This window comes from Nostoc sp. TCL26-01, from assembly GCF_013393945.1.
Lineage (GTDB): Bacteria > Cyanobacteriota > Cyanobacteriia > Cyanobacteriales > Nostocaceae > Trichormus.
Map to the genome: position 1 here is coordinate 1,213,568 of NZ_CP040297.1, position 26,174 is coordinate 1,239,741.

Sequence of the window (26,174 nt, forward strand, 5' to 3'; positions counted from 1 at the left end):
ATAGAAGCTCTGATTAGTCTATTTCCCCGACATCTCGTAGCACTGCATCAATGAGGCTAGATCGGATATAAATTCCATTAGTACGTAACTGCTCAATGTATGCTTTAACCTCAAGAATCAAACCTGTTTTTTTCGCCCGACGTAAAACGCCCAGAGTTCCAATCCGGCGAATTCCTAAACGTTCTGCAACTCGTCGTGCTTGAGCATCATCCAAAAGTACTGTACTATCTGGAATGGACTGAGCTAAAGCAATAGCTTCAGCTTCTCCACGATCAACTAGGATTGATAATGGCTCTAATATGAGGGCTTCAGGCGTTTGAATTTCCAGCCAAGATAATTGACTGATGGCTTGTGAACCTGGTAAACCTGCACCTTGGACTGTTACTTCGTCCCATACGGCTGGAGGAATTAATATTCGTTGATACAGTTGGGGTAGAAGTTCTAGTTGCGCGATAATTGACAACGAGATGAGAGGGCTACTATCGGCAACGATGACAGAGTTAATCATCACGCAATTCGTCGGCTATTTGGTCATCATCTAGGTTGATAACAGGGATTTGCAAACGCCCTAGTTCGTACATGAATTGAGGTTTGTTCATGTTGCAAAAAGCAGCCGCTTTACCAAGCGATAGTCGGCGTAGTTCAAATAATTTGACAGCAAGCAAAAATATAAGTTCTGCTTCTAATGCTTGGGGTGATTTGCCGGAGGTAATGAGTAAGTCATCGGGATAATTAAGGGATAGGATGTGCATGGTTCTCCTTTCGGTTCTGGATTCCTAATTCTTTTTTGATTATGGTTGAATCTCAGGAGTTAATAAAATTAATTCTGTTACCTCTCACTTAATTTTTTCAGAAGGATGAAAATCCATGAAGCCTACACCAGTCTGATCAAGATAGCAATGATCTACAGTCGGGTGTAGGCGATCGCATCAGTCTTAATTTGAATACGTGACATACTTATCAATTATTCAATTCCGTATATTCAACTCCTATTACTTAACTCGTGTATTAAGTTCTGATGAAGTGTGACCTACCCTACAGCTCCACCGACTCAACACGCTACACAACAATTAAGTATAAGTTGGGCTATTTAAGCTCTATTAGTTGGGCTGTTGACACTTCTTGCTTACACGCTTCAAAATACTGGTACTATGTAACCATTCATATCATTGTCAAAATTACTGAAACCCTTGATTTTTGGTTGATGAATAGACAGTGATATCAATAAATATAATAAAAAAGTATATTCTGATACTAATATGTGTCACCCAAATACAGACGCAAGCCTTTGTCCAGAGTGCTTAGAAGCTCAAAAAAGGTCGGGAATAGATGTTAAACGCTTGTTGTGGCAACTTACACAGTTCAAGTATGAGTATTATCCACAAAGTCAAGAGCTATCTGATAAAGAAATTAAATACCTCTGTCTTTCGCTATCTCGCTATAGCAAAGGAGAGATTGCTTACTATTTTTACAAACATAAAATTCCCACTATGCAAGAATTAGCTGCTTGTAAAGATATAGAAAGGCAGATAAAAAACTTGAATTCGGAAATGTCTAATCGCATACACAAATATATTAAGCGATTAATGAATTTGACAAATGAAAATCAACGTATGCCACCCTGGAAAAATATTACTGAATTTTTAGAAAAAAGTGGCTATAAAATAGCACAAACTTGTACATCGACAAGACAAGTAAATCTGATGTTAGTTGAAAGTGATATCAGTGCTGATGAACTTCAATCTTTCTTAAAAAATAGAGGCTACCACAGCAAAATTAGTCGAGTCATTGAGCATTAAACCAATATTAGAGACATAACATTATGCCAAAACGCAAAACTTTTATTATTGAAGGCCCTCAAGATGAACTGGACGAAATTCTAGCTCTTTTTGAAGCTGGCGAATTAAATAACCTCTTAGATATAAAAGTTTTAGATGTGAAGATGGTGTCTGCTGAACAACTAGAATCTGAGCCAGCAACAGCAGCATTGGAATTAGATTTATACAGGGTTTGGTTAGATAGTCTTTGGCAAAAGGGATTACAACCAGCTGTCAGAAGTACCCAATCTACTACAGGTATCAAGCTAATTAAATTTCAGGATAATTCTGTAGAACTGCTAATCACAATAGGTTCATTAAGTCCAACAGAAATTCAAATATTTTTGCAAGTTCGTCCACTCGCAGGTAAGGGGTATTTACCTGTAGGATTAAAAGCCAGCATCTTTGATGAATTTGGCGAAATTATTCTCGAAAAATCTGCGGATGCTCAAAGTAATATACTGGATATTACTTATGGTCAAAGATTTACTTGTGAATTGAGCGATCGCTTTAGTGTTGGCTTAACTTTGGGAAATGAAACTATTCAAGAAGATTTTCCAGGGTAGCTGTTTGTCATGGTGAAAAGAATATACCTGAAATTTGGGTCTTGCGTCCAATTAGAACGTGTCACTGTAGCAGCTTTACCTGTCACACTCACAGTTTATGATGATGTGGGACTGTTGCAAGAACTGGGTTCTGGTTCTTATTTATCTCTTTTACCTAAAAATCTGATAAATTCATTGCGTCAATGGCAAAAATATGTTGCACCTAATCTTCATGATGCTTCTGTCAGGCGAATTAAGTTAGAACCTCTAGCCAAAAATAATCATGTTGAAAGTGATGATAGCAATATTAACTTTGAGCAAATAGCGAATAATTTTAAGACTGGATTAAATCAATGGCTGAATGAAAGTGGATGGATTAATGAAGATGGCAATCAAGATCCTAAAATTAAGCAAGTTCTAGAAAGTTACTATGCAGGTAAAGAAGAGATCCAGGTTTTTATTCAAACTGAAAATAGAGATTTAAGAGCGCTACCTTGGCAAGAATGGGACGTACTCCAAAGATTTTTTATTAATCACTCTCATACGGAAGTATCGATTAGTGCCACAAATTTCAAGCGTCCAGAGCAAAAACAAACACTTTTGTTAGATGCACGAGTGAGAATTCTGGCAGTTTTTGGAGATGAAACACTAGATTTAGATGAAGAAAAGAGTCTAATTGCCAGTTTAGAAAAATATGGGGGACTAATTGAATTTTTGCACCAACCAAATCGAGAAGCTTTAGAAAAAGCGTTGCAAGAACCAAAAGGTTGGCATATATTTTTCTTTGCTGGTCATAGTGGCAGTGATCAGAACGGTAAAATTGGTTGGATTGAAATCAAACTTGGTGAAAGGATTCCTATTGATGATCTCACAACTCAATTAGAAAAGCTAATTCGAGATAAGTTACAGTTAGCTATTTTTAATTCTTGTGATGGTTTGGGTTTAGCAAATCAACTAACTTCTCTATCTTTACCTTACTGTATCGTCATGCGTGAGCCTGTCGAATCTTTGTTGGCTCGGAGGCTATTGAGACATTTGCTCACCGCTTTTGTCAAAGGTAAATCGCTATTTGCTTCCATGCGTACAGCGCGTGAGTTTTTGCGCCAAGAGTTTGACGAAGATGGTAAACATCCTGGTAAAAGTTGGCTACCTGTAATTGTAGCGAATCCGGAAGCGCGATCGCTCACCTGGGATGGGATGTTTACTGAGCGTCGATTAGATAGAAAATGGGAATTTCTGCTTTTGGCCATCTTGCTATTAGCAGTTATAGGACTACCACTCAGCATTTGGTTAGAGTTTGGAAATTTCCAGACTTTCAAGCTTTATGCTCAACTTTATCCACATATTGTCATTTATCCATCTCTATTTCTTGGCATCTCACTATATGGACTATACCGAGCAATTTGCCTAATTCGCCAAAAGGCCAAGATATTTTGGAGTTTCACCGCAGTAGTATTTGTTCTTAGTTGTATTTCTTTGGCTTTAGATTTAAGTGCTGATCCCCCATTGCTGTTAGAGTTAAAACCGAATGCAATGGTATTTGTACATTCACAAGACCTGGGTGAGGCATTTAATCAAGAGCAGAAAGTCTTCTCAAATGAAATAAAAACTATTAATCAAGATTTATTGGATGTTACTAAATTAATTGATTCAGCAGGTAATCTGAGAATAAAAAAGCAATATATTGAAGAATCTGTACAAAAAATTATTAGTGTTAAGCTTCAAAATAACCAGAAGCAAAACTATCAAAGCTACAATAGTTTTCTAAAACTTACCTTAAAATATCAACTATGGCAGAGTCAATTATCTATCAGTCGTTGGTTTTATGCTTTTAGTTACTTCGTGATCTTTTTTTGTGGAGCAGAGCTATTTGCTTTACTGATTCAAAACTTACTTGAACCTACATCAGTATTCAAGAAGCACAAATATATTATTTATTTAACTCTCTGCGATACAGGACTGTTACTTTGGTTACCATTTTATTCGTATTATATACACAACACAAAGACATTATTATTTAATATACAAACAGAATTAACGAATCTCACTGGACTTTTATACTTATTTCTATTTGCTCTATTAGTGCTGACACTCATTGTGACGATGACTCAGCTGAAAATACCAAAGTATCGCCATACTTTAAGTCTGATTGTGATTGCTGTGGTAGTGCTTACCAATCTTATGAGGATTTGGGGTGGCATATCTCTCATTGATCAGATGTTTGGAATTAGTAGTAACAGTATCTTTATTACTTGGTTAGGAGCAATTGCCTTTTTTATTTTTTTGTTTCTGCTAATCATTTATTTAATTGATCATAACGTCAGAGAAATATAAAATGGCTGCATCAGGATATGAAAAAATTAAAGTGACATTAATTATTGGAGCATTATATATCTTTCCGGTTGCTTCAATGCTGGTTGGTTTTATCCCATTTGGCTATCGATTTTTATTACTAATAATAGTTTTTATTTTAGTAATCTTATCTGCTATGGTCAAAAATCTAAATTTACAAGAGCTAGGTTTTGCTGATGACAATCTATTACCGGCGCTAAGAGATATATTACCGATAACATTAGGATTTATTGTATTAATTACACTGCGTTATTTTCTTCAGGGAACACGAGTTGATAATTCTACTCTCCAGTGGTACTTTTATTTATTTTTTATCTTTATATCTGCACCTATACAAGAATTTTTATATAGAGGTTATCTATTGCATCTTGTCTCAAAGTTAGGTTTTTCTCAATATTTCCTTGCTATTTCTTCTATTTTGTATAGCTTTGTCCATGCTATTTACTGGGATTTAACAACTGTATTATTGACGCTAATAATTGGTTTTATTTGGGGATATCATTACATTCGGTTCAAAAATCTGTATAGTGTTACTCTTAGTCATATTTTGCTGGGACTAGTTGCCCTGAAAACTGGATTATTGTAGAAACTCATATTTTGCAGCAGGCGACTGGAAGTCGCAGCTACACAGGCAAAACCCGCCTACGCGGGTTAAGAGATTTCCAGAAATGTAGGTTGAGTGGAGGCTTTGCGTCACCCAACATGATCTAAAAAACCCAATGGATATTTTGGTGTAGGGTGACGCTACTCATACACCCTACAGTCCTTAATCTTCAACTATCAGCCAAGAGAGACTTGCAAATTGCCGGGTTCTGCTAGACTTCCCTGGAAGACGATACCGCGTTGATTGGCGTGCAAATGACGCAGAATCTTATAAATTGCTTCAATTTGATCAACTGCATCTAATTTTTGAGCAATTTGTTCTAGAGTCAGGGGTGTTTTTTCAGTTTGCAGTAACCCGACAACTTTGGTTTGCAAATCCAGAATCACAGCAGCAGCTTTTTTACCAGCTTCTACTCCTGGTTGGTGGTAGGCGTTAATGTTAACCAAGCTAGCGTATAACCCAACAGCGCGTTCATATAAAGCAATTAATGCACCGACTGTGCGAGCATTAGCTTGGGGAATTGTCACTGTAATTGAGTCGCGTTGATTTTCGTAAAGGGCTTGGCGAGTTCCTTGGAGAAAACCAGACAGATAATCCCCTGCAGTCACACCGGGATCTATTTCTGGGGATATACCCTGACGATCTTCGAGAACTTCAATTAAGGTAGCAAAGAAATTCGGTACACCTTCGCGCAACTGCTGGACGTAAGCGTGTTGGTCTGTTGAACCCTTGTTACCATAAACAGCAATACCTTGATGCACCACATTGCCGTCTAAATCTTTTTCTTTACCCAAAGATTCCATCACCAGCTGTTGTAAATAACGACTAAACAACAGCAAGCTATCTTTGTAGGGTAAGACAACCATGTCTTTTTCACCCTTACCATTGCCAGAAAAATACCAAGATAAAGCCAACAAAGCCGCCGGGTTTTTCTTGACATCGGGGATGCGGGTAGCGTCATCCATTTCTTTTGCACCATCTAACATGGCACGAACATCAATACCTTGTAATGCGGCGGGAACCAAGCCGACAGCAGACAATTCTGAGGTACGTCCACCCACCCAATCATACATGGGGAATCTAGCCAGCCAACCTTCGGATTTAGCGATTTTGTCTAAGTTGCTGTCAACACTAGTAACAGCTACTGCATATTGAGCAAAATCTAGATTTTGTCCAGCGTAGGCTTTTTTGACTTCAATCATGCCATTGCGGGGTTCTGGTGTACCTCCAGATTTGGAGATGACGATTACCAGGGTGCTGGCAAGATGATTGCGCAGGTGAGTTAAAATCCGGTCTATGCCAGTAGGATCAGTATTGTCGATAAAGTGGATTTTGAGGGGAGGAAATTCTGGTGCTAGGGCTTCAGCGACGAATTGGGGGCCAAGGGCAGAACCACCAATGCCAATGGAAATAATATCTGTATAGCGGTTAGCTTTGGGTGGATGAATAGCACCTGTTTGGATTTTTTCCGCAAAGGCTTCGATTTGTTCTAGGGTTTGGACTATTTCTTGTGTAAGTTCTGGAGTGGGTGCTAAATCTGGGTTTCGCAGCCAGTAATGTCCCACCATGCGGTTTTCGTCGGGATTAGCGATCGCGCCCTTCTCCAACTGTTCCATATCCGCAAACGCTTTGTCAAACTTCGGTCGCAACGACTCCACGAAGGCATCATCAAAACGCATCCGACTTACATCTAGATACAGTCCTAATCCCTCGTGGAAATATAACCAATCTTGGTATCGTTGCCAAAGTGCCTTTGCATCCATAGGGATATCTCTAGTAAAGTGTCTTTCCACATCAAGTTTAATGTAAGCTTAGAGCCACCCCTGCTCAGTCTTATACAGTTTTAAGTGTTGAAAAATTCCTCACTCTAAACATCTGGCATAGGTATGACCCGAAGAAATTTTACAATCTCACCGCGAATTTCTATGCCAATTAAATAATTATCTATCGTAAAGCGATGAAAAATTCCTTCATCATCCAGTCGTCTCAATTCCGGCAAACAATGCAAAGGCCACTTTTCGGCAAAATCAAAAAACACAAAATCATATACTCGCTGATAGGCAGCAGGCTCTAAACTTTTCAGGTCTACTAAAAAAGACCTAGCATAGCGCATTTCCAGAGTCACTAGAGTCACCGTAAGGGGGATGGGGAGGCAGGGGGAGCAGGGGAGGCAGGGGGAGCAGGGGAGGCAGGGAGGGGGGGCAGGGGAGAATAATTAATGACTACTCACAACTCAGCACTCAGCACGGGCTAAACGCCCCGCTTCCGCTAACAGCACTCACTACTCAGCACTCACTACTCTGTTTTAAACAAACATCAACATCCGTATTGCTTCTTCTTGGGTTAAGATATCCCACGGTTGCTGCGATCGCTTGACTTGTTGTATTGCTTTTGTCATATAAAAGTCACAGTGCAAAGCATGGATATCCAGCCAAACACTCTCCAATTCTTCATCACCCAATTGTTCAATTAAATGATGAATTCTGATTCTCAGTAAGTTCATACACTACTCACATTGCCCAAAACACAATGGTATTGTTCCCAAAAATTACCATTGGTTAACGGTAAGCTTACCTCGACCTAAAGGTACGAGGCTTTAGCCTCAGATTTGAGATACCGGAAACAGAGACATTTGCCCCTGCAATTGACAGCTCATCCCCGGACTTTCGGGACTGCTTACACAAGCCCCCAAAGCAGCAATATTATTAGCCGCGTTTATATCAGAATCATGCTCAAATCCACAATGCCCACACTTAAAGACCTTCCCGTTGCGATACGACTTCCCCTTGACTGGGTGGACGTGATGGCAACGCGAACAAGTTTGACTAGTATAAGCAGGTGGAACAAATACCACTGGAACGCCAGCAATATTTGCCTTGTACCCGACGAACAAACGCAGTTGATAGAACGCCCAATTATTAGTTCTACGGCGTTCAGTCTTGCTTCTTGGCTTTTGATTAAGCGACTCTCTAATATTAGTCAAATCTTCAAAAGCCAGTGTCGCGTTTGCCTGTTTTGCGTCATGAACAAGCTGTTTAGAAATGTTGTGATTCAACCACTTTTGAAAGCGTTGTTCTCTGCCAGAAAGCCTTCTCATCAGTCGCCTAGAACTGCGAGTGCGTTTGCTTTGAACGTTCGCCCTGACCTTACTGTATCGGTCACGAACCAATTGAATCTGTTTACCACTCCACGATTCACCCCTAGAAGTAGTGGCGATGTCGCGCCTACCCAAATCAACCCCGATTACACTTCGGCTACGCTCAGTGCTAGCCTTGGGAGTTTTGCCCGTAGGCTGGGTTGGAATATCAACACAGATATTGATGTAGTAGTCACCCTGTTTCGTCTTGTTGAGGGTAGCAGCCGTTGGGGATTGCCCTTTGAGCAATGCCAACTGGTAGTTACCAATACTCAACTTGAACTTAACTCGACCACACATCAATGTAACGCCAACGGTTTGCAGTTCTTCCAGGTATTGAAAAGTCCGAATATCCAGATTCAACGATGTTGGTCTGAACTTGTGGACTTGTTTAACTGCCTTAGCGTTACCAATCACGCGACGAATTGCTTGGCACACATGGTTTGCCTTCAAGCCCGTTGCTTCACGTACTGCCTTATAAACCATGTGGTGAAGCTTAGTCGTATTCCAACAGTTCTCGCGTTTTGCGGTTTCATATATCTGGTTACAAGCGTCAGCAAATCCTTGCAAGGTAAGGTCTATCTCAGAGCGCAACTCTACAGGTACTTGAAGCTTGCATTTAACAGATATAGTTTGCATTGGAGTGAGTTAAATACTCATCCCATTGTATCATGTAAAGCCGTGCTAGAAGCACGGGGTTTCAAACCCATTTTTCTGATGAGTCACGCAAGATAGACTACATTGGGGATTGGGAACAGATGACAGGTGACAGGTGACAGGTGATAGGTGACAGGTGACAGGGAATAGGGGATTGGGGAGTGAGGGAGTGAGGGAGTGAGGGAGTGAGGGGTGTAAACAGTGAACAGTGAACAGTAAACAGTGAACAGTGAACGTTTATTAACTGGTAACTGATTTGGGGAGTGAGGGAGTGCTGAGTGGAAGTCGGAAGTCGGAAGTCGGAGAGTGCTAACTAATGACTATTGACTAATGACTATTGACTAATGACTATTGACTAATGACTATTGACTAATGACTAATGACTAATGACTAATGACTAATGACTATTGACTAATGACTATTGACTAATGACTATTGACTAATGACTATTGACTAATGACTATTGACTATTGACCAATGATTGAATACCTAATTTTTCTCGCAATTTCTACAGCCGTTTTCGCCCTGTTTGGTTTAGGACTGAATTTACAGTGGGGTTTTACAGGGTTAATTAACTTTGGTCATATTGCTTTTATGACTTTGGGTGCTTACACCACGGTGTTGTTAAGCCTCAAGGGTGTGCCTTTATTTATATCGGCTATTGTGGGGGCAATTGTCGCTGCTTTGTTGGGGTTGGTGATTGGGTTTGCGACTTTGCGTTTAAGGGAAGATTATCTAGCGATTGTGACGATTGGCACAGGGGAACTGATCCGGTTGGTGGTGAATAATCAGGAATTACCGGTGGGTGATGCTTGGGTGTCTGGGGCGTTTGGTGTGCAAAGTTATCCCATCCCTTTGTCAACAGAACCAAATTTATTCTGGCGATTTTTAATGATTGGGTTGTTGACGCTGCTATTTGCTGTAACTGTTTTCTCTTTGTGGGGGTGGATTCGTCGCGCGCAGAAGTCGCGGGTGACTGATACGCTGCACAAATCTAGTAGCCAGCAAGAGTTTGTTTCTCGTTTGGGAGTGGGAATTGTTTTAGGATTGTTGGCAACAGCCATTTATATTTCTGGTGTGATTACCCTGTACAATTACATTCCCAAAGCAGGTTTGATGCTAGTATCTTTGCTAGTTCTGGGTTTTGTCTTCTGGCGCTTGGAATATCTAGTGCGATCGCCTTGGGGTCGAGTCCTCAAAGCTATCCGTGAAGATGAAGAAATCCCCAAAGCTATGGGAAAAAATGTTTTTTGGTATAAACTTCAATCTCTCATGCTAGGGGGTGCGATCGCTGGAGTGGCTGGTGCTTTCTTCGCTTGGCAAATTAGCGCTATTTACCCCGATAATTTCCAACCCCAACTGACCTTTGACTCTTGGATTATGGTCATTCTCGGCGGTTCTGGGAATAACATCGGCACAATTTTAGGCGCAGTCATTTATTTTGCCTATGATGCGATTACCCGCGAAGTTTTACCAAAAATCGTCCCCCTTGATGAAGCCAGGTTGGGTGCATTTCGCATCATGGTGATTGGTCTAATTTTGATGGTGCTGATGATTTGGCGACCTCAAGGTATCTTAGGGAAAAAGGAGGAACTCACCCTTGGTAAATAACCAGTCATGCCCTGTGCCTTTATTAGCAGCTACCGGACTTTGTAAAAGTTTCGGCGGGATCAAAGCTGTGAAGGAGGCAAAAATCGAAGTTGCTCAAGGTAGCATTACTGGCTTGATTGGCCCCAATGGTGCTGGTAAAACTACTTTATTTAATTTACTTTCCAATTTCATCCGCCCAGACAAAGGACGTGTCGTTTTTGACGGCGAACCCATTCAGCACTTACAACCGCATCAAATTGCCCAACAAGGAATGGTGCGGACTTTTCAGGTAGCCCGCACCTTATCGCGGTTGTCGGTGTTAGAAAATATGCTACTGGCAGCCCAAAAACAAACTGGGGAGAATTTTTGGCAGGTGCAGTTACAACCGCACGTAGTTGCTAAGGAAGAAAAGCAATTGCAAGAACGCGCGATGTTTTTGTTAGAGTCTGTGGGTTTGGCACAAAAAGCTCATGAATATGCTGGTGGTTTATCTGGTGGACAACGCAAGCTGCTAGAAATGGGTAGGGCTTTGATGACGAACCCCAAGTTGATTTTGCTGGATGAACCAGCCGCCGGCGTGAACCCCAGATTAATTGATGATATTTGCGATCGCATTATTACTTGGAATCGCCAAGAAGGCATGACTTTCTTAATTATTGAACATAACATGGACGTGATCATGTCTTTGTGCGATCGCGTGTGGGTACTAGCTGAAGGACAGAATCTAGCCGATGGTACACCACCAGAAATTCAAAGTAATTCCCAAGTTTTAGAAGCTTATTTAGGGAAATAAAGGCTAGAGGCTAGCCCCTAACCTCTATATTCGCCAATAAACTCCATCCTCTCGTTGCATTAACTGATAACCAATCAACTCGCGTCTTAGTGTGGCGTAGTCTGGATGGTAGCGCTTGAGGATGTTGTTAACTTCACGTTCGGGATATTTGATTTCCCACTCAAATTTACTAGCTAACCACTTGAGAATGACCAAACGTTTTTTACGGCTGGCCGGAATTTCTTTAAGTCGCTGAATTCCTTCTGTAGTACCGGGTTCTATTTCCAGATAATTTTGTAACACCTTACTTTCCCAAGCTTCAGTATCTACATCGTCTACTAAAGAAGCTATTCTCTCTGGAGTCAAAATTTCCTTACTCATAGTTTGTAAGACTTCACTGTCTAGTTGATATATCCGGCTATTACCCTCTGGACGCATTGTCACTAAGTTTAGTTCTCTCAGTTTTGCCAGATGATGAGAAACAGTAGGTTCTTTGAGTTGCATAAGTACCGCCAATTCTTCGACGCTGCACTCCTGATTTGCTAAAATCCCTAAAATCTTCAATCGGCTTTCGTCAGCCAATGCTTTGAAAAATTGCAGTAGGGTCTGAAATTGTTCTTTGTTCATAATTTGTTATAATCGATTCGATCTCAATCTAATTAGAGCTGGATCGAATTACCGATGCTGCCTTCGTCTGATGCAGCACAAGCTCTGCTTGGTTTAATTGTGAATTAATGTTAATTTTGCGATTTGTTGTGAGAAAAGTTGAGTTTTCTTAAGTTGTTCTTTACATTTTGATATGTTGAAATTTCTATCGCACCGTAGAAGAAGAAATCAGAGTATGCCTAGACAAGGTACTTCGCTTGTCCAAGCTGCTCGATTTTTGGGGATGGATCAAAGCTCTCTGTATATGGCTCTGCAAAAAGGACAAATTCCCACTCACAGGAGTAATGGACGGACGGTAATTAGTCAGGGTGCTTTGTTAGACTACCAAGCTAGAACCAGAAAACTCTACTGAGTTGGTCATTGGTCATTGGTCAATAGTCAATAGTCAATAGTCAATAGTCAATAGTCAATAGTCATTGGTCATTAGTGTTGAGTGAAGTTGACTCATATGTTGCACCAAGCGACTAGAAGTCGCAGCTACACAGACAAAACCCGCCTACGCGAGTTAAAAGCTTGATTTTACGTTAGTCAGCCTTCACGGACTTGGTTGGTATCGCCGCGATGTCTAATCGCTAGGGCTGGATGCAAGACGTGAGTTGACTTAATTATGACTAGCAATTTCACAATAACGCTGCGAGAATTTGGTCAAAATCGCGTCTGTATACCTGTTGACTATAATGCCGCCAGTCTTGATGTGAAGAATAGGGATATCGTTCTAAGGTTGCCTGTTGTACATAAGCCATTAATGGACGACGCAGTGACTCATATTTCTGGAAGGCTCTTATTATGGCTGGTTTGTCGTCCCAGTTATGCTCCTTGGCAATTTTAGCAATTACTGTAACTAGAGCGATCGCATCTTCCAATCCTTGATTAGCTCCTTGTGCCATAAATGGAGGCATTCCATGTGCTGCATCACCGGCTAAGACAACTCTACCTACACTCCAAGGAGGTTGAATTTGCTGAGATTCATCATCGGCAATATTTACCCGGTGAATGTAATAGGGACGCTGCTGCATATTATGAGGGGGAGATAAATGCACTAGCTGCTTGAGTGCATTAGCAAATCCTGCTTTCTCCAATGCTTGCAAAGCTATTTCAATTAATGAATTTCCCGACTGATTTTGTAGTGATGCTAAACTTACAGCCAGATGTATCAGATATCCATATTCACCACTTGCATTACGGAATAACATCATTCTGGTATCTTCTACATCACCCACAGAGTTTTTAGAAGATTCATCATGACAGATAGTAATAATGGGAGAGTTTTGTAAAAATTTATCAGCAATTTCTACTTGCAATTCATGAGGAATATCGACTATTTGCCGACAAGATATAGCTGCATATCCAGAATATTCTGGTTGAGCAAAATCTTGATATGGGCTATCTTGGTAAATTACTCGGCGCATAGTAGAATTAATCCCATCTGCGGCAACAATTAGTTTAGCGCGGAAAGATTTTGTCACTGTTTGCGGAGAAACATTTTCGGAATTTTGCCCTTTTTCCTCATTCCAGTAGGCATAGGGATTCGCTGCTATCGATGTGTCAGATACACAATCAATCCTGACACATTCATTCTCTGGCTCATCGACAACATGAATACAACGGTGATTTGCTTTCACTCTATCTTCAGGAAGTTGCTGTCTTAAAGTGGTTTGCAAAACATACCAAGGAATTGACACTCGACCTTCACCATAATCTTGCAACCATTCATCAAAACTCAGAGAAATAGAGCGAATTGTTTCTCCTTGCAAGTTTTTAAAAGACCATTGAGGAGTCTTTTTTTCTTGACTAATTAATTGTTGAGAATTGAAAAAATCAAAAGCAGCATTTTTCACTGCTGCATAGGCATCAGTATCTATATATTTGAGAGATTTTAACCCATTAGGTAAAAGATCCAAAACTTGACCAACCTGACGAAAAGCACGAGTTTGATCTAATACCAAAATATTTTCAATTCCCCGCTTGCGTAAGCCAAGAGCAGTTGCCAATCCAACAGGCCCAGCACCGACTATCACAACATCATAAATATCAAATGACATAGCTTAAGAGAAAATAGGGCATTTAGTCAGCATAAATTAAATATCTAAAGTTGAGATCAGCCTTAATCAAGAATTTTGTTCTTGGCTCTATCGTCTTGTAGCTTCTCGCGTTGAGTTCTGAGGTTGAAGAATCGCACTTTTAACTCAAACTTTCACCTTCGGAAGTCAAATGATGGTGTTCTGAGCTTGAAAAATCGCACTTTTTACACAAACTTTCGTGTTCAGAAGTCAAATGATGGTGTTTTGAGCTTGAAGAATCGCACTTTTAACTCAAGCTTTCGTGTTCAGAAGTCAAATGATGGTGTTCTGAGCTTGAAAAATCGCACTTTTTACACAAAACTTAGCTTTCGGAAGTATAACTACGTCAGATGCAACTGTTTATACAGGTTAAATTATTAATTAACTTGATTTTACTGGTGCGATCGCCAAATAATCCTGCTCATGAGTAACCAAGAACTGCTGCAAATTATCGAACAAGCTGCCAGAGATAACGTGACAGAGTTAGACCTTTCTAATAAAGAGTTAACAACGTTGCCGCCGGAAATTGGACAACTTAGTCAGATGCGATCGCTCGACCTCCGTTTCAATCAACTGAGTAGTCTGCTACCAGAATTTGGACAACTCACCAACCTGCAATCGCTCGACCTCAGAAGTAATCAACTGAGCAGTCTACCACCAGAATTTGGACAACTCACCAACCTGCAATCGCTCGACCTCAGAAGCAATCAACTGAGGACTCTGCCACCAGAATTTGGACAACTCACCAACTTGCAATCGCTCTACCTCAGCAGTAATCAACTGAGCAGTCTACCACCAGAATTTGGACAACTCACCAACCTGCAATCGCTCTACCTCAGTAGCAATCCACTGAGCAGTCTGCCACTGGAAATTGTTCAACTCACCAAGCTGCAATCGCTCTACCTCAGTAGTAATCAACTGAGCAGTCTGCCACCGGAAATTGTCCAACTCACCAACCTGCAATCGCTCAATCTCAGAAGTAATAAACTGAGCAGTCTGCCACCGGAAATTGTCCAACTCACCAACCTGCGATCGCTCAACCTCAACAGTAATAAACTGAGCAGTCTGCCACCGGAAATTGTCCAACTCACCAACCTGCGATCGCTCGACCTCAACGGTAATAAACTGAGCAGTCTGCCACCGGAAATTGGACAACTCACCAACCTGCGATCGCTCGACCTCAACAGTAATAAACTGAGCAGTCTGCCACCGGAAATTGGACAACTCACCAAACTGAAATCGCTCAATCTCAAAAGTAATCCGCTTGAATCACCTCCACCAGAAATACTTAAAGATGGGTTAAAAGCAATTTTGAACTTTTACAGACAACAGCTAGAACAAGAAACTGATCACATCTACGAAGCAAAGTTACTCATCATAGGAGAAGGTGGTGCAGGTAAAACTACCCTAGCTCAAAAAATTCAAAACACAAATTATCAACTACAAGCAGATGAAAAATCTACCGAGGGTATTGATGTTATTCAATGGAAATTTCCACTAGATAAAGATAGGGAATTTCAGATTAATATATGGGACTTTGGAGGACAAGAAATTTACCACTCTACTCACCAGTTTTTTCTCACTAAACGCTCACTTTATGTTGTGGTCGCAGATACTCGTAAAGAAGACACAGATTTTTACTATTGGCTGAATGTTGTAGAATTACTAAGTGATAATAGTCCTATATTAATTATCAAAAATGAAAAGCAAGATCGTAAACGAGATATAAATGAGAGAAATTTAAAAGCTAATTTTACCAACTTTAAAGAAACACTATCTACAAACTTTGCGACAAATCGTGGCTTACAAGAAATCCTGAACAAAATTAAATATTATATTAGCAACCTACCTCATGTAGGTGTAGAACTACCTAAAAATTGGATTAAAGTACGAGAAGCTTTAGAGCTTGATAAACATGAATATATTGGTTTGGAAGAATATCTAGATATTTGCCAAAAACATGGTTTTACTAATCAGGAGGATAAACTCCAACTTAGCGGATATCTTCACGATTTAGGCGTATGCTTACATTTTCAAGATGATGACTTACTCAGAAAAACTGTAATTCTCAAACCAACTTGGGGAACAGATGCAGTTTACAAAGTATTAGATAACCCACAAGTTATTCAAAACAATGGTCAATTCACACGCAATGATTTAGCAAATATTTGGCGTGATAACAAATATGCCAATATGCTCCCAGAATTGTTGCAATTAATGATGAAATTTAAACTATGCTATGAAATTCCCAGTTGTCCTGGTACTTATATCGCACCTCAATTACTCTCTGCAAATCAACCTGAATATAACTGGGATGATTCTGATAACCTGATTCTGCGCTACAGTTATGAATTTATGCCCAAGGGTATTTTAAGCCGCTTCATCGTAGAGACACACCGTTTTATTGAACAACAAACTCTTGTTTGGAAAACTGGTGTTGTTCTCAACAAAGACAACAGCCGTGCAGAAGTAATTGAACATTATCATCAAAGAGAAATTAAAATTCGTGTTGCCGGAAATCGTAAGCAGGAATTGCTAGCAATCATTAGGCATGAACTAGAAAAAATTCACAATTCTTACGAACGCCTGCAATATAAAGAACTTGTTCCCTGTAACTGTGAAGAATGTAAGGATAGTCAAGTACCTCATGCCTATCCCTTGGACGTGTTACATAATTCTTTGAATGTTAAGAATTATCAAATACAATGCCAAAAAAGCTTTCTGATGGTAGATGTACTTAGATTAATTGACGATGTTTTAACAACAAATCAAGATATACAAAGCACATTTAAACCTATGACTAGAAATCAAGTTTTTATCAGCTATAGCCATCAAGATCAAGAGTGGCTGACTAAACTACAGACGCACTTAAAACCTATGATTCGCAACCAAACATTAGTAGCCTGGGATGATACAAAAATCAAACCTGGTGCTAAGTGGCGTATAGAGATTAAAGATGCTTTAGCAGCAGCAAAAGTGGCAGTTTTAATGGTCAGCCCAAACTTTTTAGCATCAGATTTTATTGCTGATAATGAATTACCACCTTTGTTGAATGCGGCTGAAGCAGAAGGACTGACAATTATTTGGATACCTTTAAGTTTTAGCTCTTACGAAGAAACTGAAATTGCCGAGTATCAGGCAGCACACGAGCCGAAAAATCCTTTAAAGAAGCTCAGTGAATCAGAATTAGATGAGGCATTAGTTAATATATGTAAGAAAATTAAAGTAGCAGTCAATAGTTAAATATTTCATATCTTAACTTCGTGTCTTTGTGTCTCTGTAGTTAAATATACTTCTTTACCACAAAGGCACAAAAACACAGAGAAATTTGTCATTATAAATGTTGTACATCATCCTGAGCGCTTGTGAATTATCAGAATGAATAGGATATATCAATTTTCAGGTTTTTAGTTGTAAGTAAAAAAGGGTTAATTAAGGATTTGTATATATGCTTAGTCGTGCAAATTTAGTGGCTTTAAGTCTAACAGGTTTAAGTTTTGTCACTGTCAATATGGCGACAGTTGTTGCAGGGGAACCAATTATTGATAGAAATTGCCGCTTGTATCTAAGAAAGCCAGAAACTATCAGCAAAATTCCTCCAGAAAATCGGGGAACTGTATATTTTACTTCTAGCTTTAAGGCAAATAATCAAAAATACTTTTTGCAAGTGCTGAGATTTCCTGATTCTACACGGGTATTTTGTTTGTTAGGAACTAATCAGCAACCTAATCAAAGATTAACTCTATTGAACTTTATTCAAGATAAGCAGATTGAAAAAGTAGAAAAACTTGCTTCTCAAGAAGCTAAGTATATAGTTATAGTTAAAGGCGATAACGATGAAGAGGTATTCAGAACTTTTTATAAATTAAATTTGAGTAATCCCAGTCAGCCACAGGTGACAACACTTGTTCAATTGTATAAAAAACCCTCTTAAAACGGTTATCACATCATATCTTGCACCAGGCGACTAGAAGTCGCGGCTACACAGACAAAACCCGCCTACGCGGGTTAAAGGCTTGGTTTTACGTTAGTCCGCGATTTCTAATCGCTAGGTCTAGATGCAAGATGTGAGTCACGGCGTAAATCATTCTTTACTGATAACTGTTAAAACGGTGTTTGTGTCTGTAAATGAAGAGTTTTTCCTGTGTGGGGATGGGTGAAACTCAGTTCTCTGGCGTGTAAATGTAAACGCATGACTCCAGCACTACACCCATACAAGCGATCGCCTAATATTACCACTCCCAATCCTGCCCTATCCGCAGCATGAACTCTCAGTTGATGGGTACGTCCGGTCAACGGTACAAATTCTACACGGGTGTAGTCCCCCTCTCTAGCTATGATGCGAAAGTGGGTAATGCTGGGTTTACCACGTTGCCAGTCAACTTGTTGATAGGGACGATTCTCTGGATTTCCCCATAATGGCAAGTCTATGACACCTTGTTCTTGGGTGAGAACACTAGCGAGTATGGCTTCATAAACCTTATGGACTTGTCGTTGTTGAAATTGCTGGCTTAATTGATGATGAGTTTGGCGATCGCCTGCTAGTAACAGAATACCAGATGTGTCTTGATCCAAGCGATGCACAGCAGTCACTCCAGAGAACTGATAACTCAAGCGGCTAAGAACACTATCCTGAGTTTCTAAATAACGCCCTGGAACTGATAACAGTCCAGCCGGTTTGTTGACAGCAATTATCCATTCATCCTGATAAATAATCTTTACCTCACCCCCAACCCCTCTCCTTGTAGGAGAGGGGCTTTTGACTCCCCCTTCCCTTGCAGGGAAGGGGGCTGGGGGGTTAGGTCTTAAACCCGACAACAAAAACCCCATCAACGGCTGACAACGTTCAGCACAAGCGCCATAAAATTCGCCCTGGATTTTGTCTCCTAGAGATGTCCCCCACCAAAACTCGGCCATTGCTAGAGGTTTGAGTTGATGTGTCGCTGCATAATGTAATAATTTGGGGGCGCAACAGTCACCTGTTCCTGTAGGCATTGATCCACCAGGCATTAATTGTTGTAATGATACAGATTGTCCAAGGAAATTCATCAGCGAATAAGCAGCGTGGAGTTGTGCTTGTAATTGCCGAGATAAGGCTTTACGCTGTTGTTTGAGTTCCTGGATGCGGTGATTTGCTGAAGCGATCGCTGTTTCTAATGGTTGCAATACAGCATCTCGTTGTTGCTTGAATCGCCGTCTTTCCATCCCATCTTGACGACTTTCTTCATCCAGTTGTTCTAGGGCTGCGGGAGAGAGTGTATTTAGTAGCTGACGTTTTTGTTGCCTTTGGTATTTGCGATCGCGGTGACGTTCATTTATCATTTGCAACTGTTGTTCAAACTCACCAGCGAATTTTTCATACTGTTTTCTTGCTGGTAATTCCTTGAGGTGAATCAGTTCTTTTTTAATAACATCCAACTCAGCTACAGTCCGCGCTTCTGCTAAAGCAACTTGTTCTCTCCCTGGAATTGGGGGAACCCAACCTGCAACTATACTTTGACCATTAAGTAAACCGGAAAAAGCTTTGATTACCCTTTGTTCACCTGTAGGTAATTCCACTAACAACACACCATACATTTTACCCTCACAGGAATAAAGCGCATCTGAAGCTAAATGTTGCATTAAACCATGAGCGATCGCCTCTATTAAATCAGTACGCGGCAATCTTAATAAATCACCAGATTGCCAACAATATCCTTCATACCAATAACTAACAGATGAGTTATCAGCAATCAAATCACAGTCAAGAAAATCTGATAACGGATGCAAAATCTCTGACAGAGACATCATGAGAAAAAGGGGTGGGATATGATTTTTATACAAGTAAGCACTAAGTTTTTGTTTTAGCTAGTCCCTCAACTAATATTTGGGTGACAAAGACAGCGAAATGATCAAAGGATTGAGTAGCAGAGAAGGGAATTTGACCATCCATCCACAGCTTTGACCAACCATGCACCAATGCCCAAGCAGTTAAGGCTAATTGTTCAGAGTCATCTGCCCGAATTACCCCTACCGCTTGCCCTCGTGCAATCACATCAACAAGAACCATGAAGACTTCTCTGGCAGCATATTCCAACTCAGGATTTTGTTGATTGGAGGACGAGCGATAAGCACCAAACATCAAATCATAGTGGGAAGGATGCTCAAGGGCGAATGTTATGTATGCAACTCCAATATCCTGTATTTGCTGCAAAGGATCAGTGGATGAGGTTTGAATTGCCTCTGCCAATTTGTGATGCAGCATTTCAAATCCATCTTTGGCTACGGCTGCCAGCAGAGACTCTTTATCTGCAAAGTGGCGATAGGGCGCTGCATGGGAGACACCAACTCGACGTGCTACCTCTCTCAGAGAAACCCCGGCAACAGTCTTCTCAGAAATGAGTTCTAAGGTAGCGGTAATCAGAGTTTGACGCAAATCTCCATGATGATAAGGTTCTTGTTCTGACATCAGTTGTGATCTGGTATATACATGATGCCTAAATTCTAAAACAAGTATGTTGACACTGTAAACATGAGGTGCTAGATTAATGTTGACAGTGTAAACATACAAGTCATGAAAGAACGAAAACTCATCCGATGGATTCATCTCATCAGTTCTGTGGCAATTGGAACCTTTGTTTATTCACCCTGGCGGAATCAAGCTGAGTTTCTCCTATTTATGCGGATATTGATTATTCCAGTCTTAACTCTGACTGGACTGTGGATGTGGAAAGGACAGCAAATAAAACAACTTCTGAGTTCATCTCAGCACCAAACAAAAGCTTAATCACAAGGAGCCACCAGTATGTATACCTATATTGTTCGTCAGTTTGTCAAGAGAACCTTTGAGTATTTAAACAACGGTGATTATGAATCAGTTCTTCAAGGTGTTTCTCCGGCAATCACTCATACCTTTAGCGGCACTCATGCCTTGGGCGGGACTCGTCATAGTGTTGAGGCAATGCGACAGTGGTTTCAGCGTCTTTATCGTTTGTCACCCAAATTAGAATTTGAGATTAAAAACATTGTTGTTAGCGGGGTTCCTTGGGACACAACAATTGCTGTGGAGTGGGTTGATAGCGCCATACCCGCAGATGGTTCAGAGTATGTCAATGAAGGAGTTCACATCATCAAGATGCAGTGGGGTAAAGCTGTATACATCCATGCTTACCTGGATACACATCGAGTTGAAGCTTTAATGAAGCGTTTGTCAGCTTACGGTATTGCAGAAGCTTCTGCGCCTCCAATTGAAGACTAACGGTGTGGTAATTCCACCAACACACCATACATTTTTCCTTGACGAGAATAAAGCGCATCGGTCGCTAGATGTTTCATTAAACCATGAGCGATCGCCTCTATTAAATCATTACGCGGCAATCTTAATAAATCACCAGATTGCCAACAATATCCTTCATACCAATAACTCACAGATGAGTTATCAGCCATCAAATCACAGTCAATCAAATCTGATAACGGATACATCACGAAATTTATAACACCGAAGTCCAGAGGCTGTAGGGGCGGGTTCACAAATATGCTTCCATCATGCACAAATATCTCGTAAACCCGCCCCTACCATTTTGCGAGAAATGCAGGGTTAATCATGATACACATAAATTATTTAGAGACGTTGTATTGCAATGTCTCTACTGGCAAATTATTTGATATTTAAAAAATCAAATTTCCCATTAACACCGTTTGCTTCCGTCTTTAATCGAGCAACATAAAACTGTTTTTGAATCACATCGCCAACGGGTGTGAAAGCAATTTCTCCTAGAGGAGTTTGATAAGTTAATTTGAGTATCTCCTGATTCAATTCTGTACGCAACTGTGGTAAAGTCAAATCTTTAATTGGTTTTTTCTTATCTAAAGATTGCAGTGCTTCTACAAAAACCTGTAAAGCAGAAAAAGCTTGAGCGCTGATTTGGGGTGGTTCTCTACGATATTGCTCAAGATAGGCTTGACGAAATACCGTGTTAATTTCGCTCTTGTATTCGGGACTATAAGATTGGGCAACAATTACACCCTCACAAAGCGCTCTGCACACTGCAAATATATGAGATGAATTAAATCCATTACCACCCACAATTAAACCTTTGTAACCAAGTTCTCGTAATTGTTTAACTAAATTACCTCCATCCACAACTAACCCAGAAATGATAACTAAATCCGGGTTTAAATTAATCGCACTACTAACTTGAGTTTGAAAATCTGTATCTGTGGTTTGAAACTTTTGGATTGTGACTATATCTAATTTTAAATCTTTAATTGTTTTCTGGAAAATTTCTGTTTCCGACTTACTAAAGGCATCATTTTGAGCATAAAATACTGCTACTTTTTTTAGTTGCGGATTTTGTTGTAGTGCGGCTTTGATGGCATAAGGAGCAACGACACTGACAGATGAGGAAACACGAGCAATATAATCACCAATTTCGGGAATACCTTTAGCCGTATTTGATGCCCCAACAACAGGAACTTGATAGCGTTCTGCTATAGGGTCAGCGCTAAATGCTTGTTGTGATAGAGTAGGGCCAATTAAACCCACAACTTTATTTTGATTGATTAAAGTTTGAAAGGCATTAATTGCACCCACTTCATCGCCACCAGTATCTTGAAAGATTAATTTAATCGGTCTACCATTAACACCACCTTTGTTATTAAAATACTTTTCAGCAATTTTTATCCCATCAGTTCCTTCTTGACCAAGTAATGCCACATTGCTGGTTTGAGCAAAGGCAACACCAATAGAAATATCATTAACTGCACCTGTAGTTGCTGGGGAATTATTCGCAGAATTTACAGCAACATCGCCATTTTTAACACAAGCTGTCAGCAGCAGAGAACAGATAAATAATAATTTTGTGTGATGAGAGATGGCGACACTCAGTCTGACAGAAAAGCTATTTTTCATAGATGTCTCTAAGAGATACAAAAAAACAACCTCCTCTAGATGTGGGGTTGTTTTTCATTTTCGACTAATTTTGTCAAATATTTTAGTCTAGAATGGAGCGATCGCTAAACACAGAGTAGCCAAGATCGCGGCAACTAAATAAAATACTGCCACAACTTTTAATTCCGACCAGCCAGATAATTCTAGGTGATGGTGTAAAGGAGCCATTTTGAACAACCGCTTACCTTTACCATCGGGGCCTTTTGTGGCTTTGTAATAACTAACCTGTGCCATCACAGACAAGGTTTCGACGAAGAAGATACCACTTAAGATAAACAATGCTACGAGACTGTTAGTTAGCAACGCCACAGCGCCTAGTGCGCCGCCCAAAGCTAGAGAACCGGTGTCTCCCATGAACACCCTAGCTGGGTTGCGGTTGTGGGCTAAGAAACCCAAGCAGCTACCGCTTAACGCTGCACAGAAAACCATCAATCCCAGGGAAGTAGGAGCAACTATAGCACCTAACGCTAGTAAAGCGATCGCTACAGTCCCACCTGCCAAACCATCGATACCATCAGTTAAATTAGTTGCATTACTCTCTGCCACAAGGACAAAGCCAGCTAGAGGCCAGAACAAGAAACCCAAAGGTAGAGCAAAACTCACCCAAGGTAAAGCAATACTGGTAATATTTGCGGGTTGATTAAACGCCAGCCACAGACAAAAAGCCACAGCAAAACCAATTTGCAATGCTAGTTTCATCCGGGGGGATATACCCTTATTCGACTTGCGGCGGAGGATTTGCCAATCGTCAATCCAGCCGATAAACCCATAGCTAAGAGTCAAAGCAGAAACCGCTAGCACTTCAGGAGCAAAACTAGACCAGACACAAGCCACTATCACCGCCACCGGGATAAAAAATATCCCACCCATCGTAGGTGTACCCGCCTTTTTTAAATGGGCTTGGGGGCCATCTTCGCGGATGATTTGCCCCGTTTTGAGTGCTTGTAATACAGGTATGACAACATAGCCCACAGCAGCCGAGATCAGCGTACATAGCAAAAGTGGCAAAGTAAGTGACATACCCTGCCAGGGGGTTCTATTTGCCAGCCAATCAAGAAACATCGCTGCCAAACCTAGCCCAATGGCTAGAGAAGAAGCAAGACCGATACCAGAAATATTTAATCCTTGGTTAGGCGATAGTTTAGCGTCCACAACAGTTTCCCTTCACTCCACACTTATAAAAATGAACAATAGGGACGAATTATATTGATCAAGTCCCCTTTTGAGAAGACTAATCTTCTTCTATGGTGATGTCGTCATCATCATCATCAAGATAGTCAATACCGTCTTCTCCTCCCAGAAACTCTGATATTTCTTCTTCCTCATCGGAAAAATCAGGTTCATGAACGTCACGCGCAATCAGACGATTATTTGCTTGCAACCAATCTAATAAAGAAGATTCTTGCTTTAGGGGGATGACAGCTGCCCGTTGGTTGCGGGGTTCTTCACGTAAAGGAGAATTCAACATATCGACAAATACACAACAAGACTTATGTAACTAGACATTAAGCAGTCTATCACTTGAGACGCGATAATTTAGTTATTCCTTCAACTCTCGGATTCATAAATCCGCAAGCTGTCAAAAATAATTTATCTAATAGATATAAATCGATCAAAAAGGGATTTTGCGTAATTTTCACGGCTACTTAATCTGATTGTAATTTTGATTTTTTTTGAGGAAATAAATCATGTTGAAAAAAACAGCTTTACTCGATGCGATCGCTGGGACAAATCGCGGCTTACTAGCGACTCAACAGCAGAAACAGGCTATCTTGGCAGCGATCGCTACTTTAGAAGACCTCAATCCTACACCGCGTCCAGTAGAAGCTCCCAACTTATTAGAGGGCAATTGGCGACTACTATACACCACTAGCAAAGCTCTTTTAAACTTAGATCGCGTACCCGTCTATAAACTTGGTCAAATTTATCAGTGTATTCGAGTAGAAACCACCAGCGTCTACAACATAGCCGAGATTTACGGCTTACCTTATCTAGAAGGATTAGTCAGTGTAGCAGCTAAATTTGCACCAGTTTCTGAGCGCCGTGTCCAAGTAAAATTTCAACGTTCTATCGTTGGTTTACAGAAACTAATCGGTTACACCTCACCGGCAAATTTTATCCAACAAATTGAGGCTGGCAAAAAATTTACAGCGATCGACGTGCCGATTCAGAGTGATACACAAACAGGTTGGTTGGATATCACCTACCTAGACAACGATATGCGTATCGGCAGGGGCAACGAGGGTAGCGTGTTTGTTTTAAGCAAAACATAAGCTGTTTCTTAAAAAATGTATTTGCGAACGAAGTTACGCGATCATGGGAACTTTGTCAAGCAGGGTGTGACACTATATTAGGTGTGATACCCAAAGTGGAACAGTGACTAAAGGTAGAGATTGGATGGGGGATAGGCAATAGGCAATAGTCATTAGTCATTAGTCAATAGTCATTAGTCAATAGTCATTAGTTACCACTCAGCACTCCCTCACTCCCTCACTCCCTCACTCAGCACTCTCTCACTCCCTCACTCCCTCACTCAGCACGCGGCTCATCGCCCCGCTTCCGCTAACAGCACTCAGCACTCTCTCCCACTGAACTAATGACAAATAACTTAACAAAGCCTCTAGTAATGCCCTGCAAGATGTAGAGTGAAATCAAACAGCCCTATTAATTGGCGATTGATAACTAAAAGGGAAGATAATCATGGTTCAACGTGGTTCTAAAGTACGTATTCTCCGCCCAGAATCCTACTGGTTCCAAGATACAGGAACCGTAGCATCTGTTGACCAAAGTGGTATCAAGTACTCAGTAATTGTCCGCTTTGATAAGGTAAATTACTCTGGTATCAACACCAACAACTTTGCTCCCGATGAATTACTAGAGGTAGCAGCACCTAAAGCTAAGGCTAAATAATCATTAGCCCAAGCTCAAAGGGATTATTTAATGGGATGATGAAGAGAAAGCTTAAAGAGTGTCCGAAGGATAAAATTATAGTTTTTCATCCTTGACCCCAGCCTACTCTACAGTACGAGAATAGCCCTGCGGGTAT

General features: G+C 40.6%; 27 protein-coding genes. 13 read left to right on the forward strand and 14 right to left on the reverse strand.

Going from position 1 to position 26,174, the window contains the following annotated elements; genetic code table 11:
- Nucleotides 1–13 precede the first annotated feature (13 nt).
- Nucleotides 14–508, reverse strand: a complete 495-nt coding sequence (locus tag FD725_RS05100) for a DUF3368 domain-containing protein (protein WP_179047121.1) — start codon at nucleotides 506–508, stop codon at nucleotides 14–16.
- The gene (locus FD725_RS05105) at nucleotides 501–752 is read right to left on the reverse strand and encodes a UPF0175 family protein (RefSeq protein WP_179047122.1); all 252 of its coding nucleotides are present in this window, start codon (nucleotides 750–752) and stop codon (nucleotides 501–503) included. The genes FD725_RS05100 and FD725_RS05105 overlap by 8 nt, the downstream gene beginning before the upstream one ends.
- 507 nt (nucleotides 753–1,259) lie before the next feature.
- Here FD725_RS05105 and FD725_RS05110 point away from each other — a divergent pair.
- The 4 genes from FD725_RS05110 to FD725_RS05125 are packed head-to-tail and all read left to right on the forward strand — an operon-like array spanning nucleotide 1,260 to nucleotide 5,300.
- Nucleotides 1,260–1,799, forward strand: coding sequence for a hypothetical protein (locus tag FD725_RS05110; RefSeq protein WP_179047123.1), 540 nt, complete (start codon nucleotides 1,260–1,262; stop codon nucleotides 1,797–1,799).
- A gap of 23 nt (nucleotides 1,800–1,822) precedes the next feature.
- The gene (locus FD725_RS05115) at nucleotides 1,823–2,383 is read left to right on the forward strand and encodes a DUF1822 family protein (RefSeq protein ID WP_179047124.1); all 561 of its coding nucleotides are present in this window, start codon (nucleotides 1,823–1,825) and stop codon (nucleotides 2,381–2,383) included.
- 9 nt (nucleotides 2,384–2,392) lie between these two features.
- Nucleotides 2,393–4,696 (forward strand): CHAT domain-containing protein, encoded by a 2,304-nt coding sequence (locus FD725_RS05120; protein ID WP_179047125.1) that lies wholly within the window; start codon nucleotides 2,393–2,395, stop codon nucleotides 4,694–4,696.
- A gap of 1 nt (nucleotide 4,697) precedes the next feature.
- Nucleotides 4,698–5,300, forward strand: a complete 603-nt coding sequence (locus tag FD725_RS05125; RefSeq protein WP_179047126.1) for a CPBP family intramembrane glutamic endopeptidase — start codon at nucleotides 4,698–4,700, stop codon at nucleotides 5,298–5,300.
- A gap of 194 nt (nucleotides 5,301–5,494) precedes the next feature.
- On the opposite strand, the gene FD725_RS05130 is transcribed toward FD725_RS05125, so the two are convergent.
- The 4 genes from FD725_RS05130 to FD725_RS05145 all read right to left on the reverse strand — a co-directional run bounded on the left by FD725_RS05130 (nucleotide 5,495) and on the right by FD725_RS05145 (nucleotide 8,940).
- Nucleotides 5,495–7,081, reverse strand: coding sequence for a glucose-6-phosphate isomerase (locus FD725_RS05130; RefSeq protein ID WP_179047127.1), 1,587 nt, complete (start codon nucleotides 7,079–7,081; stop codon nucleotides 5,495–5,497).
- Nucleotides 7,082–7,185: 104 nt separating this feature from the next.
- Nucleotides 7,186–7,443 (reverse strand): cytotoxic translational repressor of toxin-antitoxin stability system, encoded by a 258-nt coding sequence (locus FD725_RS05135; RefSeq protein WP_179051428.1) that lies wholly within the window; start codon nucleotides 7,441–7,443, stop codon nucleotides 7,186–7,188.
- 180 nt (nucleotides 7,444–7,623) lie between these two features.
- Nucleotides 7,624–7,821, reverse strand: a complete 198-nt coding sequence (locus tag FD725_RS05140) for a hypothetical protein (RefSeq protein WP_179047128.1) — start codon at nucleotides 7,819–7,821, stop codon at nucleotides 7,624–7,626.
- Nucleotides 7,822–7,920: 99 nt separating this feature from the next.
- The gene (locus FD725_RS05145) at nucleotides 7,921–8,940 is read right to left on the reverse strand and encodes a transposase (protein WP_256871855.1); all 1,020 of its coding nucleotides are present in this window, start codon (nucleotides 8,938–8,940) and stop codon (nucleotides 7,921–7,923) included.
- 648 nt (nucleotides 8,941–9,588) lie between these two features.
- Between FD725_RS05145 and FD725_RS05150 the strand changes: the two genes are divergently transcribed.
- Together FD725_RS05150 and FD725_RS05155 are read left to right on the forward strand one after the other, a co-directional pair.
- Nucleotides 9,589–10,722, forward strand: coding sequence for a branched-chain amino acid ABC transporter permease (locus FD725_RS05150; RefSeq protein WP_179047130.1), 1,134 nt, complete (start codon nucleotides 9,589–9,591; stop codon nucleotides 10,720–10,722).
- Nucleotides 10,712–11,494, forward strand: coding sequence for an ABC transporter ATP-binding protein (locus FD725_RS05155; protein ID WP_179047131.1), 783 nt, complete (start codon nucleotides 10,712–10,714; stop codon nucleotides 11,492–11,494). Before FD725_RS05150 ends, FD725_RS05155 begins: the two co-directional genes overlap by 11 nt.
- 24 nt (nucleotides 11,495–11,518) lie before the next feature.
- Here FD725_RS05155 and FD725_RS05160 read toward each other — a convergent pair whose 3' ends face one another.
- The gene (locus tag FD725_RS05160) at nucleotides 11,519–12,100 is read right to left on the reverse strand and encodes a metalloregulator ArsR/SmtB family transcription factor (protein ID WP_179047132.1); all 582 of its coding nucleotides are present in this window, start codon (nucleotides 12,098–12,100) and stop codon (nucleotides 11,519–11,521) included.
- Between the two features lie 214 nt (nucleotides 12,101–12,314).
- Here FD725_RS05160 and FD725_RS05165 point away from each other — a divergent pair, with 214 nt between their 5' ends.
- Nucleotides 12,315–12,491, forward strand: coding sequence for a helix-turn-helix domain-containing protein (locus tag FD725_RS05165; RefSeq protein WP_179047133.1), 177 nt, complete (start codon nucleotides 12,315–12,317; stop codon nucleotides 12,489–12,491).
- Between the two features lie 268 nt (nucleotides 12,492–12,759).
- Here FD725_RS05165 and FD725_RS05170 read toward each other — a convergent pair whose 3' ends face one another.
- Nucleotides 12,760–14,181 carry an NAD(P)/FAD-dependent oxidoreductase gene (locus FD725_RS05170; RefSeq protein ID WP_179047134.1) on the reverse strand — a complete coding sequence of 474 codons (1,422 nt, stop codon included), beginning with the start codon at nucleotides 14,179–14,181 and terminating at the stop codon, nucleotides 12,760–12,762.
- Nucleotides 14,182–14,622: 441 nt separating this feature from the next.
- Here FD725_RS05170 and FD725_RS05175 point away from each other — a divergent pair, with 441 nt between their 5' ends.
- Nucleotides 14,623–17,442, forward strand: coding sequence for a COR domain-containing protein (locus tag FD725_RS05175; RefSeq protein ID WP_179047135.1), 2,820 nt, complete (start codon nucleotides 14,623–14,625; stop codon nucleotides 17,440–17,442).
- 205 nt (nucleotides 17,443–17,647) lie between these two features.
- The gene (locus FD725_RS05180; RefSeq protein ID WP_179047136.1) at nucleotides 17,648–18,133 is read left to right on the forward strand and encodes a hypothetical protein; all 486 of its coding nucleotides are present in this window, start codon (nucleotides 17,648–17,650) and stop codon (nucleotides 18,131–18,133) included.
- 170 nt (nucleotides 18,134–18,303) lie between these two features.
- Here FD725_RS05180 and FD725_RS05185 read toward each other — a convergent pair whose 3' ends face one another.
- Both FD725_RS05185 and FD725_RS05190 read right to left on the reverse strand, forming a co-directional pair.
- Nucleotides 18,304–19,986 (reverse strand): RluA family pseudouridine synthase, encoded by a 1,683-nt coding sequence (locus FD725_RS05185; RefSeq protein ID WP_179051429.1) that lies wholly within the window; start codon nucleotides 19,984–19,986, stop codon nucleotides 18,304–18,306.
- Nucleotides 19,987–20,029: 43 nt separating this feature from the next.
- Entirely contained in the window at nucleotides 20,030–20,647 is a 618-nt protein-coding gene (locus FD725_RS05190; RefSeq protein ID WP_179047137.1) for a TetR/AcrR family transcriptional regulator, read from the reverse strand.
- Between the two features lie 105 nt (nucleotides 20,648–20,752).
- Here FD725_RS05190 and FD725_RS05195 point away from each other — a divergent pair, with 105 nt between their 5' ends.
- Nucleotides 20,753–20,965 carry a hypothetical protein gene (locus FD725_RS05195; protein ID WP_179047138.1) on the forward strand — a complete coding sequence of 71 codons (213 nt, stop codon included), beginning with the start codon at nucleotides 20,753–20,755 and terminating at the stop codon, nucleotides 20,963–20,965.
- Between the two features lie 18 nt (nucleotides 20,966–20,983).
- Complete coding sequence (locus FD725_RS05200) at nucleotides 20,984–21,436, forward strand: nuclear transport factor 2 family protein (RefSeq protein ID WP_179047139.1); 453 nt, start codon at nucleotides 20,984–20,986, stop codon at nucleotides 21,434–21,436.
- Here the strand turns inward: FD725_RS05200 and FD725_RS05205 are convergent.
- The 4 genes from FD725_RS05205 to FD725_RS05220 form a co-directional block, all read right to left on the reverse strand.
- On the reverse strand, nucleotides 21,433–21,624 hold the full coding sequence (locus FD725_RS05205; protein ID WP_218653156.1) for a hypothetical protein: 192 nt from the start codon (nucleotides 21,622–21,624) through the stop codon (nucleotides 21,433–21,435). The two genes, FD725_RS05200 and FD725_RS05205, sit on opposite strands and share 4 nt — an antisense overlap.
- Nucleotides 21,625–21,835: 211 nt before the next feature.
- Nucleotides 21,836–23,089 carry an ABC transporter substrate-binding protein gene (locus tag FD725_RS05210; protein WP_179047140.1) on the reverse strand — a complete coding sequence of 418 codons (1,254 nt, stop codon included), beginning with the start codon at nucleotides 23,087–23,089 and terminating at the stop codon, nucleotides 21,836–21,838.
- Nucleotides 23,090–23,176: 87 nt separating this feature from the next.
- Nucleotides 23,177–24,280 (reverse strand): phospho-N-acetylmuramoyl-pentapeptide-transferase, encoded by a 1,104-nt coding sequence (mraY, locus tag FD725_RS05215; RefSeq protein ID WP_179047141.1) that lies wholly within the window; start codon nucleotides 24,278–24,280, stop codon nucleotides 23,177–23,179.
- Nucleotides 24,281–24,359: 79 nt separating this feature from the next.
- On the reverse strand, nucleotides 24,360–24,596 hold the full coding sequence (locus tag FD725_RS05220) for a DUF3134 domain-containing protein (protein ID WP_179047142.1): 237 nt from the start codon (nucleotides 24,594–24,596) through the stop codon (nucleotides 24,360–24,362).
- 220 nt (nucleotides 24,597–24,816) lie between these two features.
- Here FD725_RS05220 and FD725_RS05225 point away from each other — a divergent pair, with 220 nt between their 5' ends.
- Nucleotides 24,817–25,401, forward strand: a complete 585-nt coding sequence (locus FD725_RS05225) for a PAP/fibrillin family protein (RefSeq protein ID WP_179047143.1) — start codon at nucleotides 24,817–24,819, stop codon at nucleotides 25,399–25,401.
- A 427-nt stretch (nucleotides 25,402–25,828) separates the two neighbouring features.
- Nucleotides 25,829–26,038, forward strand: a complete 210-nt coding sequence (locus FD725_RS05230) for a photosystem I reaction center subunit IV (protein WP_179047144.1) — start codon at nucleotides 25,829–25,831, stop codon at nucleotides 26,036–26,038.
- Nucleotides 26,039–26,174 lie beyond the last annotated feature (136 nt).